This is a genomic window from Streptomyces sp. NPDC007025, from assembly GCF_042869455.1.
GTDB lineage: Bacteria > Actinomycetota > Actinomycetes > Streptomycetales > Streptomycetaceae > Streptomyces.
Genome location: NZ_JBIAFT010000007.1, coordinates 154,387 through 167,587 on the forward strand (window position 1 = coordinate 154,387; position 13,201 = coordinate 167,587).

5 protein-coding genes are annotated in these 13,201 nt (G+C 67.4%); 2 read left to right on the forward strand and 3 right to left on the reverse strand.

Annotated features, from left to right (window positions below; all coding sequences use genetic code 11):
• Window positions 1–160 precede the first annotated feature (160 nt).
• Window positions 161–835 carry a DUF6542 domain-containing protein gene (locus ACFYMO_RS15710; RefSeq protein WP_019355310.1) on the reverse strand — a complete coding sequence of 225 codons (675 nt, stop codon included), beginning with the start codon at window positions 833–835 and terminating at the stop codon, window positions 161–163.
• 462 nt (window positions 836–1,297) lie between these two features.
• On the opposite strand from ACFYMO_RS15710, the gene ychF reads away from it, so the two are divergent.
• The gene (gene ychF / locus ACFYMO_RS15715) at window positions 1,298–2,386 is read left to right on the forward strand and encodes a redox-regulated ATPase YchF (RefSeq protein ID WP_388546783.1); all 1,089 of its coding nucleotides are present in this window, start codon (window positions 1,298–1,300) and stop codon (window positions 2,384–2,386) included.
• Between the two features lie 637 nt (window positions 2,387–3,023).
• Here the strand turns inward: ychF and ACFYMO_RS15720 are convergent.
• Together ACFYMO_RS15720 and ACFYMO_RS15725 are read right to left on the reverse strand one after the other, a co-directional pair.
• A complete protein-coding gene (locus ACFYMO_RS15720; protein ID WP_388546785.1) occupies window positions 3,024–5,015 on the reverse strand; it encodes an FG-GAP repeat domain-containing protein in 1,992 nt (663 codons plus the stop codon).
• Window positions 5,016–5,206: 191 nt separating this feature from the next.
• A complete protein-coding gene (locus ACFYMO_RS15725) occupies window positions 5,207–6,079 on the reverse strand; it encodes a hypothetical protein (protein WP_388546788.1) in 873 nt (290 codons plus the stop codon).
• 495 nt (window positions 6,080–6,574) lie between these two features.
• Here ACFYMO_RS15725 and ACFYMO_RS15730 point away from each other — a divergent pair, with 495 nt between their 5' ends.
• Window positions 6,575–12,967, forward strand: coding sequence for an RHS repeat-associated core domain-containing protein (locus ACFYMO_RS15730; RefSeq protein WP_388546790.1), 6,393 nt, complete (start codon window positions 6,575–6,577; stop codon window positions 12,965–12,967).
• Window positions 12,968–13,201: the final 234 nt, after the last annotated feature.

Below are 13,201 nucleotides of genomic sequence, written 5' to 3' on the forward strand. Positions count from 1 at the left end.
TCCGCCCGGCCCGGATCCGGCCCGCGGGCCGACCGGGCCGGGAGACGGGCGGTGCGCCGTACCGCCGCGTCGGCCGAGACGGCACAGACCGGCCCCACCGGGGAGTCATCGCCGGCGCAGTACGGCCCCGGCCCCCCGCCCACTCACCGACCGGCGGCCCTCACCCCGCCGTGGCACGCCGCCGGGTGCGGCGCTGCTCCAGCGCGAGAGCCGTCCTCCGGACGAGCGCGATCAGTGCCGCCGCCAGGGTGCCCGCGTACAGCCACCCCGCATGCACGGCCAGCCCGGTGAAGACGTTCTGGAGCACTCCCGTCACGCCGTCCCCGGCGCCCCCGGCGAAGAAGAGCCCCGCGGTGTAGGCGAGCGGCACCGCGACCGGAGCGGTGAACAGCTCCGTCGGCCGTACCCACACGGCGGCGGCCATCGAGACGAGGACGAACCCGATGCCGTAGAAGGCGGGCGCCCCGCCGGGCAGCAGGGCCACCAGGCCCCCGATCAGCACCATCAGCAGCGTGGCGAAGACCCCGACGCCGAGCCCGGTCAGGCGCGGCGCCGAGGGGGCCGCACCACGCCGGGCCGCCCCGCTGCGAGCCGCCCGCTGCCGCCCGCCCGCCTGCTTGCCCGCACCCCGCCGGGAGGTGCCTCTCGGCGGAGCGGAGGGCCGTGCCTGCGCCCGCTTCCGGCGGCCCGGAGACGCGGGTGCGGGGGCGGGCGCCGCCGGATGCGGAAGCCGCGGGCTCTGCCGGGTGGCGGCACCGCCGCCTTCGGCACGGCTGCCCGGGGGAGGGGCCCCGTACGGATCGTGCTGGGTCGTGCGCGCGCTGCGTTGCTCCACCGGGCCACGGTAGGCGGTCCGGCCCCGCGGTGGCCGTCATGAACACGCGGATTCCGCCAAAGGCGCCGGTCCGGCACACCATGACCACCCGGTCCGCCGGAAGCGACCACAGGTGCCGACGTACGCGCTGTTCGGGGCGCCGCCCGGCGGGTCCTGCGGCCCGGCAGCCTGATGGCCGTACCGGCGCCGGATCGCCCACCCCGCGCGGGGCGCGACCCCGCGGTCCGGTCGGTCGGCGCCGGACAGCACCCCAGCCGCCGCCACACCAGAACCCCTCGGCCGCGCCCCGCACCGGCCCGGCCCCGATCCCGCCCGGGTTCCGCTCCGGTCCCGTACGGCCGCCACCGGGAAAGCGCGGTCCGGGGCGCCCGTAGACTGGGTGGTCGGCCTCCGGGCCGCCTGTCCGCCAAGAGACCCCTCTATGGAGAACCCCCGCCAGGGGCAACGGGAAGTAGTCGCCACGTGTCGCTCACGATCGGAATCGTCGGCCTGCCGAACGTCGGCAAGTCGACCCTTTTCAACGCTCTGACCAAGAACGAGGTGCTGGCGGCCAACTACCCGTTCGCCACCATCGAGCCGAACGTCGGCGTCGTGGGCGTCCCCGATCCCCGGCTCGGCAAGCTCGCGGAGATCTTCAACTCCCAGCGCGTCCTGCCCGCCACCGTCGACTTCGTCGACATCGCGGGCATCGTGCGGGGCGCGAGCGAGGGGGAGGGGCTGGGGAACAAGTTCCTCGCCAACATCCGTGAGTCCGACGCGATCTGCCAGGTCATCCGCGTGTTCAAGGACGACAACGTCGTCCACGTCGACGGCAAGATCTCGCCCAAGAACGACATCGAGACGATCAACACCGAGCTGATCCTGGCCGACCTCCAGACGATCGAGAAGGTGCTGCCCCGCCTGGAGAAGGAAGCCCGGGTCAAGAAGGACAAGCAGCCGCAGGTCAAGGCCGTCCAGGAGGCGCAGGCCATCCTGGAGGAGGGCCGCACCCTCTTCTCCGCGGGCATCGCCCAGGGCACCGAGCGCGCCGAGCCGCTGCACGAGCTGCACCTGCTCACCACCAAGCCGTTCATCTACGTCTTCAACGTCGACGAGGACGAACTGACCGACGAGTCCTTCAAGGACGAGCAGCGCGCCCTCATCGCCCCCGCCGAGGCCGTCTTCCTGAACGCCAAGCTGGAGGCCGACCTCGCCGAGCTGGACGAGGAGGAGGCACTGGAGCTGCTCCAGACCGTCGGTCAGGAAGAGCCCGGCCTCGCCACCCTCGCCCACGTCGGCTTCCGCACCCTCGGCCTGCAGACCTACCTCACGGCCGGCCCGAAGGAAGCCCGCGCCTGGACCATCAAGCAGAACGCCACCGCCCCCGAGGCCGCCGGCGTGATCCACACCGACTTCCAGAAGGGCTTCATCAAGGCCGAGGTCATCTCCTACGAGGACCTCCTGGAGACCGGCTCCGTCGCCGAAGCCCGCTCCGCCGGTAAGGCCCGCATGGAGGGCAAGGACTACATCATGCGCGACGGCGACGTGGTGGAGTTCCGCTTCAACGTGTGAGTCTTTCGAGCGGACCCCTCTCACTTGCGTTGATGCAGGTCAGGGGCTTCTCGCGGGTGGATGTGGTGGAGTTCTGCCGGAACGTCAAGCGGGGATGGTCAGGGTTGCGAGACTTGTGTTTGTGCAGGTCAACGCCATGTGTCGGGGTAGTTGAAGCTGGTCAGGGTTTCCGGTTGCTGGATTTGCGCTGACTCGACCTGACGTCCAGTCAGGGAATGTGGTGGTACTCGGCCACCAGGGAGCCGGCTCCGGTGCCTGCTGCACAGGTCGAGATTTTTGCCCGTCCCGTCGTGCAGGCCCTCAGTTCGAGCCGTGCCTGTGGTCGCCGGCGGTACCGTTTCGGAGCCGCTTCGGCTTTCCCGAGCGTGACTGTGGAAGACGGGGAGTCGGCACGGCTTTCGGTCCCCTCGTGATCACGCATGTCCAGGTGCTCACAGGCACGTTGACGGTGTGATTCCACAGCATTTCTTGCAACGTGCCGTCGGAATTGCTGTAGGTGGCACGTTTGGTGCCCCGGCGCAAGCTGCCTGGTTCGCAGGGGCGGCCCTTCTCGGGCCGCCCCCTTCAGGACAGCGGCGCTTTCCGGAAGCCGGAGGGCCGTACCTGCCTCCGGTCTCGGGGGCCTCTGCCGAGCTGGTCAGCCCAGTGAGCGGTATCCGGCGAAGGCGTCGGAGATGGTGGTGATGTTCTCGGGGCCGTCTGCGGTGTGGTTGGCGAAGAGGCGCAGTTGGCCGTTGCCGGGTGTGGTGGTCCAGAGGTCGAGTTTGCCGTTGTTGTCGGCGTCGGGTGCGGCGGTGAATTTGGGGACGGTGTCGGTGCCCCAGTTCCATCCGATGCGGGTGCGGTGGTCGGGGTTTCCGATGCCGATGCCGTCGGGTTGGCCGCCGTCGTAGATGTAGAGGTTGCCGCCTGAGTTCTCGAATCTGGCCAGGAGGTCGACGCGGCCGTCGTCGTTGAAGTCGCCGGGGGCGGCGAGGGTGACGTTGTCGGCTCCGGTGTCTCCGATGAGCACGGGCTCTCGCACGGTGTCGAGGTAGCCGTCGCTGCTGCCGTAGTAGAGCCAGATGTTGGTTCCGTCGTTGACGATCAGATCGGGATTGCTGTCGGTGTCGGGTTCGCCGTCGCCGTCCAGGTCGAGGGCACCGTCCATGTCGCCGATGGCGAGGATCTGTTTGGCGCCTTCCTCCCAGTGGTTGTTGGCGGGGTCCTGGACGGTCATCTCGCTGCGCTGGTAGTCGCCGGTGCGGCAGGCGGTGCAGGCGAAGCCGAATCCGTTGTTGGGGTGGAGCCACAGCCGGTGTTCGCCGTCGGGGCCGTCGGGACGGAGGGCGATGAGGTCTTCGTAGCCGTCGCCTGTCCAGTCGCCGCGGTGGGTGATCCGGGCGTCGTTCCAGGTGGTGTCGGAGGCGGCGCGTGCGTGGTCTTTGAGGGTGCCGTCGCCTTGGCCCTGCCAGCGGTGGAGGGTGCCGTCCTTGTCGATGCCCCACAGGTCTGCGTTGCCGTCGCCGTTGATGTCGCCGGGTTTGTCGGGTTCGGCCAGGCCGTTGGCGTAGTAGAGGTAGGTGCGGGTGTCGGAGCGGTTGCCTGCCTTGTCGATGCTGCGGACGTACAGGTGCTGGGGCCCGGCCCAGGTGGGGGTGAGTTCGACGGTGGCGTCGGCTCCGGCAGAGGGGGCGTCCACCTTGACGGGGTCGGGTTTGGAGTCGGTCCAGTGCTCGTAGGCGGTTACGTCATCGACGCCGCCTGCCGAGAGGGTGAAGGGGCCTTCGGTTCGCACTTCGCCCGTCGTGGCCGGCCATCCGTCTGAGCCGTCCGGGAACGTCGATGAGCTCACCCCGGGCGGGGTGCTGGGACGGTCGGGGTCGAGGACGAATCGGCAGCCCGGATCGCCCTTGGGCGTGTTCCAGCCGGAGTAGGCTCTGCCGTCGTAGGCGCGGACCTTCCAGGAGAAGTTGCCGTTCGCGACATCGAGGTAGGGCTTCAGATCGGCGCGGGTGACTTTGGCGCGGGCGACGGTTCCGGATGGTATGGAGACGGTCTTGTCGATGATCAGGCCGCCGTCGTCCTCATAGCGGTGACCGGTGGGCCACAGATGGAAGATGGCTTTGACCGTTCCGCCGTCGCGGTCCTTGACCTTGGCGCCCAGGAAGAAGTCGGTGTTGCCGATGGCGCCGTGGGGAGCAGTGTCGCCGCACCCGTCGCTGTTGCGGGTACTCACGGGGGAGGTGTCCAGCCCGGAGGGGGTGTTGGGACGGGTGTTGTAGGTGGTGGAGAGCACGGCGGACTTGGCGGCGAACTTCTTCCATCCGTAGACAGATGACTCGTTGGTGGCCTTGAGACCGAGGGTGACCGTCTTCCAGTGGTTGGCCGCGGCGTCCTTGGCGGCTTTGGTCGTGTCGAAGGCGAGGTTCCCGGCGGGGCAGTCGCTGCCCCAGCCCTTGGCGTCGGTGACGCTGTCGAGAGTCTCGCGTTTGGTCGGCTGCTTGTTCCAGGTGGTGCCCGGCCCGATGGGGGCGGTACGCCACAGTTCGATCTTCCGTTTCGAGCAGGACCAGGACCAGGTGTTCTTGATACGGAAGGTGGACTTGGAGACGATCTTGTCTGTGCTCCACAGGTTCTTGGTGTTCATGCGGAAGTAGGAGCGCCCGAGTCCGTTGGTGTAGTTCTCGTATCCGGCGCGGGCGGTGGTGGTGCCGCCGTTGAAGCCGGAGCCGTTGTAGTAGGAGGAGTTGGGGTACTTCTTGTAGGCGATGGTCCAGGAGTATCGCGATCCCGAGACGCTGGGATCGAGGTAGACGGGATACGTCGTCTCCTTGCCGGTCAGGACGTCGCTGTCCGGGTCAGGGAGAGAATGTCCCCTTTGAGGGCTACGTCCATCGTGGCGTCGCGTGCCCCGGGTTTGGGCTCGATGCCGTCGCCTGAGAGGCCGCTGCTGTCGCCGGTGGTGCTCTCGGTCGTCGGTCCCGCACTGCGGGCGACCTTCGGGGTTGCCTCGGTTTCGTCGGTACTGCTGTCCCACATGCGCGGCGTGGGGGCGGTGAAGATCTCCTGACCGACCGGGTTGCGGGCGCGCAGGTTGCCGTGTTCGTCTGCGTCGACTTTCAGCCCCTGGGTCGACAGCTTGAAGTCGAGCTGTTGCAGCTCGGTGCTCTGGGCGGCCTCTTTGTTCTTGACCTTCAGCAGTTGACCGAAGCCGGTGCTGTGGGCCCGGAGTGTGAGATCGACGCCCTCGAGGACCTCTGGATAAGTCACTGAATCGCCGCGTACCTGGGGGGTGGGCAGCTTGCCTGAGGGCCAGGTCAGCGACAGGGAGCGGCCGTCCCGGGTCACGGTTGCCAGCGGGGCGTCTCCACCGCCGGAGAACTTCATGCTTGTCTCGGTGGCTGAGGGGGAGTAGGTGCCGTCCTCGTTCTTCTTCAGGCCGGTGTCGATATCGACCAGGGCACCGCCACGCTGGACTGCTTGGGGGAGGGCGTAGGTGTCCTGGGTGAAGTCGCCCTCAGGGTTGGCGAAGAGCTTGGTGTACTCGGTGCGCTTCGAGCGCAGCTCGACCGGCTCACCGCTGTCGGCCGCCTGGGTCAGTGCCCGCGTCTCCTCAGGCGTATGCCGGGAGGCCGGCGCCTTCCTGTCCGATACATCCGAGGCGGATGCGGATGAGGCGCCTGGTGGTGAGGTGCCCATCAGTGCTGCCAACAGGGTGACGGTGAGTACCGCGCCCAGGCCGCCGGAGTGTCTGGAGCGTGGTCTGCGGCGGCGTCTGTGACTTTCTCTCATCACTTTTCCTTTTCCTTGTCTTCACGCAAATCAGATGTGCCCGTCGGGCCGTGGAGAACCGGCCACACCAAGAGATTCGACATGAAAACAAGAGTCGCTGATCCCCCCGACCCCCGAAGCGCGAGGAGCCCCCGCAGGGCGCTGCCCTGCGTTTGTGCACTTCAAACACCGTCGGAGTAGGTCGACGAACCGAACAAGCGGGCATATGGGATATGCCGTCGACATTTAGCCTTGCGGAATGTTGCCTTCCGATTCCATCGGATAACGAATGAATAAAGTGCGGTCCCTGCCCCTGGACAAAGAATTCTCCATGGCTACGGTCTCCTCTGTTTTGTGCTTGTGAAGGCATGCGGGGGACCTGTGAAGGGGTGGGGCGGGATGAGGCACGGTCGTGGCAGACGCAGAATCCGCAGCGTGTGCGTGGGTCTTGCCGCAGCTCTCGGCGCCGGGCTGCTGGGGGGACCGGTCGCGGCCGCCGCGTCGCTGGAGCTGCGCAAGCCCCAGGAGGTGGATCCGGTGCCGACCCGGCAGGTGAACGGCAAGGAGCCCGCGAAACCCGACGAGACCGCCAAGCACGCCTGGAAGCCGCACCACAGCACGTGGCCCCGCCCGGGTACGACGGAAGGAGACACTCCTTCCACCAGCTCGAAGCCCCGTCGGCTGAAAGCCGGTTCGGTACCCGTCACACTCACCCGTCCGTCAAAGGACGGCAAGCGCAGCGAGAAGGCACCTGATCGCGTGCAGGTGCAGGTGCTGCCGCGTTCGACGGCCCAGGCCGCCGACATCGACGGCCCGCTGCTGGCCGTGCGTGGCCTCGTCACCGAGCCTGACCACAAGGACAGCCCCAAGACGGCGGAACCCAAGTCCGGTGTAGGCAGCCACGGGAAGCGCACCATCGGCCTGGAACTGGACTACTCCGGCTTCCGCGATCTCTACGGCGGTGGCTGGGCGTCCCGACTGGACCTGCGCCGGGTGCCGGCCTGTGCGTTGACCACCCCCAGGGCGGACGGTTGCGCACCCGGCCAGGTCCTCAAGGCTGTGAACAACCCTGACGACTCCACGCTGTCCGCGACGCTGCAGGTGCCTGCGGCTGCCGCGGGAGAAGCGACTGCTGCTGAGGAGAGATCCCCGGACCCGGTGGTGGCGTCCACCGCTCCCAAGAGCGTGTCCGGCAAGTCGTCGCCACGCATGATGCCGCAGAGCGGTGCGGTGCTGCTGGCCGTCTCCGCCGACACCTCCGGTTCGGCCGGCGACTTCTCGGCGACGAAGCTGTCGCCCTCGGGCAAGTGGACCGCGGGGGAGTCGGGCGGCGGCTTCGGCTGGAGCTACGACCTGGAAACCCCTGAGGTGCCCGGTGGTCTGGAGCCTGGCCTTGCGATGGAGTACTCCTCGCAGTCTGTCGACGGCCGTACCGCGGCCACCAACAACCAGGCCAACTGGGCAGGAGACGGCTGGAGCCTGTCCCCCGGATACGTCGAGCGGCGCTACGTCGCGTGCGAGGAGGACAAGAAGGACGGCAACAACCCCTCCTCGAAGGTGGGCGACCGGTGCTGGAAGAAGGACAACGCCACCCTGTCACTGGGCGGCTCGTCCACCGAACTGGTCAAACTCAAGGGAGACGGGCCCGGAAGTGAGTGGCGCAAGAAGGACGACGACGGCACCCGGATCGCACAGTTGGCGTCCTCCGAGCGGCACAACGGCGACAACAACGGCGAGTACTGGCGTGTGACGACGCCGGACGGGGTGCGCTACTACTTCGGCTACAACCGCCTTCCGGGCTGGTCCACTGGCAAGCAGGAGACCGACTCCGTCTTCACCGCCCCGGTGTTCGGCAATCACTCCGGCGAGCCGTGCCATGCCTCCGGTTTCAAAGACTCCTGGTGCCAGCAGGGCTGGCGGTGGAACCTGGACTACGTCGTCGACCCGCACGCGAACGCGATGGCCTACTACTGGGCCAAGGAGAGCAACTACTACGCCCGCAACGTCGACGACTCGACGGGCAAGGGCACCCCGACCAGCTACATACGCGGCGGCCACCTCAAGCGTGTCGAGTACGGCCTGCGCTCCGGCTCCGTCTATGGCACCAAGGCCGCGGCGAAGGTGGACTTCACCGTCTCCGAGCGCTGTCTGAAGACCGACTCCTTCGACTGCGCGGCGGGCAAGTTCACCAAGTCCAACGCCGACAAGTGGCCGGACGTGCCCTTCGACCGGTACTGCAAGAAGGGGGATGACTGCGCGGGGAAGGCCACCCCGTCCTTCTGGTCCCGGAAGCGGCTGACCGGGATCACGGCCTCCACACTGGTGGACGGCGCCTACGAGAAGGTCGACAGCTGGAAGCTGGCCCAGTCCTTCCCCTCCACCGGGGACGGCACGGCGCCGCCACTGTGGCTGAAGTCGATCACCCGTACCGGGCACACCGGCAGCGAACCGGTCACCCTGCCTGCGGTCACCTTCCGCGGACAGCAATTGCCCAACCGTGTCGAGGGTGCCGTAGACCCGATCCCGCCCTACAACCGCTACCGCGTGCACGCCATCGACACCGAGACCGGCGGCACCGTCGGAGTCACCTACTCCGATCCCGAGTGCAAGGCGGGCTCCCTCCCCGAACCGGCGTCGAACACCAAGCGCTGCTACCCGGTCATCTGGTCACCGCCCGATGCGCCGGCGGCGGACTGGGAGCCCTACCAGGACTGGTTCCACGCCTATGTGGCCGAGCAGGTGATCGAGACGGACAACACCGCCGACGCCCCTGCCGAACAGACGACCTACACCTATCTGGGCGGTATGGCCTGGGCGAAGGACGAGGACGAGTTCACCAAGGCCAAGTACCGCACCTACAGTGACCGGCGCGGCTACGCACGTGTCCGCACGGTCACCGGCACCACCGACGATGTCCCCACCCGGACCGAGGCCCGCTACTTCCGGGGCGTCGACGGTGCCGAGGTCGCCGACTCGGAAGGCACGAAGGTCACCGACCGGCGTGAGTTCGCGGGGATGCCCCGGGAGGAGGCCACCTTCGACGGCGTGGGCGGCAAGCTCCTGGAGGCCACCTCCTACATCCCCTGGCGCTCGGCTCCCACGGCCAGCGAGGACCGTTCCGGACTGCCGGCATTGGAGGCTCGGCACACGGGCGTACGGAAGGAAACCACCCGGCAGCTGCTGAGCAGCGGTGAGAGCCGCCGGAGTGAGACCTCGCGCAGCTTCGACTCGTACGGGATGGTCACCAGCGAGTCGGAGACCGGCGACACAGCGGTGGACGGCGACGAGAAGTGCACCACGACCACATACGTACGCAACACGGACAAGAACATCCTCGGCCTGGTGGCACAAGAGAAGACCGTAGCCGCCGCGTGCGACACCGAAGCCGACCTTCCGGCCGATCTGATATCGACCGAGCGCAGCTACTACGACGGTGCTGACACGCTGGATGCCGCACCGACCAAGGGGGATGTCACCCGCACCGACGAGAACGACGGCGAGGGCACCGGATACATCACCACGAAGACCGCCACCCACGACCAGTACGGCCGTGAACTCTCCACCACCGACGCCCAGGACAACAAGTCGACCACGGCCTACACACCGACGGCCGGTGAGGCCCCGCGCAAGACGGTCACCACCAACCCCCTGGGACACAGCGAGACCACCTACCTGGACCAGCAGCGAGGCAACACCACCGCCGTCGTCGACGCCAACGGCAAGCGCACCGATATCGAGTACGACGCGCTGGGCCGCACGATCCGTGCATGGGATCCGGGCTGGCCCAAGGCCGAGCACGCCAGCAAGCCCTCGGCCGAGTTCGCCTACCGCGTCAGCAAGGACGAGCCCGTCGTCGTCACCACCGAACAACTACGCCGTGACGGCACCTACGGCACGTCGTACACCTTCTACGACGGCCTGCTGCGTGAGCGGGAAACCCAGAAGCCGGCTGCCGGCAGCGTCACGGGGCGGGTGGTGACCGAGACGATGTACGACACACTCGGCCAGGAGTGGAAGACCTACAGCCCCTACTACGCGGAGGGCAAGCCGGATACCACTCTGGTCACCGGCGACGACGCCAAGATCCCTGCCTCCGTCCTCACCCGCCGCGACGGAGCCGGCCGCACCACGGCCGAGATCCACCAGAAATACGGGGACGAGACCCGCCGCACCACCACCGAGCACGATGGCGAGCGCACCACTGTCGTCCCGCCCAAGGGCGGCACCGCCACCACCGAGGTCACCGACATCCAGGACCGCGTGACCGAGCGCCTCTCCTACACCGACACCGACCGTACCGAATCGGTGAAGGCGACCACCCACTACGGCATCCACGGAAAGCCCACCCGCTTCACGGACGCGGCAGGCAACACCTGGAAGTGGACCTACGACGCTCGCGGCCGGCAGACCGGTGCCGATGACCCCGACAAGGGCAAAGGCACCATCGACTACGACACGCTCGACCAGCCGGTCAAGACCACCGACGCCCGCGGCATCACCCTGACGACCACCTACGATGCCCTCGGCCGCAAGACCGCCCGCAAGGAAGGCGACACCGTCCGGGCGGCCTGGAGCTACGACAAGGAAGCCAAGGGCCAGTTGGACTCCACGGTCCGCCACGTCGACGGCGACGCCTACACCTCCACCGTCACCGGATACACCGACCGCTATCAGCCCAGCGGTACCACCGTCACCATTCCCGGCGCCGAAGGATCTCTGGCGGGCAGCTACTCCTGGCGGTACTTCTACAACGCCGAGACCGGCGCTCGCACCGGCTTCGACCAGCCCTCGGCCGGCGGTCTGCCGTCCGAGCGGATGGCCACCGGCTTCACCGCCGACGGCCTGCCCACGTCCCTGTCCGCCGGTGGTGTCCCCCTCGTCAACGACACCGCCTACGACCCCCTGGCACATCCGGTCCGCACGGAGCACGGACTGCGGGGACGGAAGCTGTACGAAACCCGGGACTGGGACGAGCACACCGGCCGACTCACCCGCGACACCGTCGACGGGCAGGTCGCCCTCCGTATCGAGGACACCCGCTACAGCTACGACAAGGCCGGCAACACCACGCGCATCGCCGCCACCGCGAGCCAGGACGAAGCCGCCACCCGCGATGTCCAGTGCTTCACCACCGACCCGCTGCAACGCCTCACCGCCGCCTGGACCACCGCCGACCCCGACCAGTCCTGCACCACACCACCGGACAAGCAGAACATCGGCGGCTCCGACCCCTACTGGCAGACCTTCGGCTACGACAAGGCCGGCAACCGCACTCGCGAGGTCCGCCACAGCCTGGGCACGCAAGCGGGCGGGAACGACTCGGACACCGACCAGGTCCGCTCCTACACCTACGGCACCCCTGGCGAAACCGGCGCCAACACCCTGCACTCGGTGACCACCACCGGTTCCAGCGCAGCGGACGGTGACGGCACCGAAGCCTTCGACTTCGACGCGGCCGGCAACACCACCTCCCGCAGCGGTGGAACCCACGCCCAGAACCTCACCTGGGACAGCGAAGGCCACCTCGCATCGGTCAAGGAAGACGACACCACCACCCGGTACCTCTACACACCCGACGGAGACCGCCTCCTGGCGCACAACCCCGACGGATCCGCCACCCTCTACCTGCCCGAGGGCAACGAACTGACCACCACCTCCGACGGCGAGGTGACAGGCACCCGCTACTACGCCTTCAACGGCCGCACGGTCGCCACCCGGGCAACCGGCCAGGGAATCCACTACCTTTTCCCCGACCAGCAGGGCACAGCCCTGATCGCCGTCGCCTTCGGCTCCAGCCAGATCGTCACCCGCCGCAAACAGCTCCCCTTCGGCGGCGCCCGCAACGGCGCCGCGTCCGGCGGAACCGCCTGGCCCGGCACCCGCGGCTTCGTCGACGGCACCCAGGACCCGACCGGCACCACCCACCTCGGCGCCCGCGAATACGACCCCGCACTGGGCCGCTTCCTCTCGGTCGACCCCATGCTGGCCGCAGACGACCAGCGCCAGCACAATCCCTACCAGTACGGCGGCAACAACCCGTCCACCTTCTCCGACCCGTCCGGTGAGATGCTCTGGGACGATGCCACCAAGAAGGGCTACGGCAACGCCAAGGTCATGAAGCACCACCTCCAGCACCTCGGCTACCTCAACAAACGAGGCCGCGCCACCAAGAAATACCGCGCACTGCAGGCAGAGAACCGGCGCACCTGGAACAGGTACCGTAACTCATCCGCCTATCGAAAGGCGGTTGGCCATCACGTGCCGAGCCATGCGGCTGAACGCAAGGATGCCAAGAAACGCCAGCATCACCAGAATACTTTGGGCAAAATATTCGGAGGCATCAAGAAGGGCTGGAACAAGACCGTATCCGGCCTGGCGTCCGCAGGGAGAGCGACGGGACGCTTCCTGAAAGATCACTGGAGGGGCCTCGCCGAGACCGGTGTATTTCTGGTGTGCGTAGCCTCACTGGGAGGGTGTGTAGTTGCCAGTGCAGCGCTGGTCGCGGCTAAATATGGCGCCGATGCGTACAGCGGAGGATGGGAGCGCGCTAATGACCGGTTCTCTGTAAATGCAAAGGGAGCGGTGATTGGGATTGCGATGGGTGGCGCTGGCGGTGCTGGCATGAAAATGGCATGGAAGGGCTATTACAGGGCCACGGGTAAGGGTGCAGCTCCCCTTGCTCGGCATGCAGCCAGCTACGTGAGGGGTGGCAGAGCCCGGCATGCAGTCAGACCTGATGCGATGAGTACTCGTTTGGTTACCGGTGGCAATGTAGCTCTCGGGCAAATGGGCTGCGGTACCACATTTCACGCTCCGAGTTACTGTTGATCCAGGAGAAGACGGGTGGCGAAGCATGCCCGATATTCTGAATGCGTGGTAGACCTGATGAAAAATGGGGCAGGAGTAGGAGTCCTTCGAGAGTGGAAGCTCGGAGCATGGGACCGCGTTGCCTATGGTGGAACTGCGGCTATATCATTCGCTCTGTCTTTGACTGGCTTCATGGCGCTCCTCACTCACTCGGTTGATGCGGATTATCTCGCGATTGCGATTCCTTGCTGCACC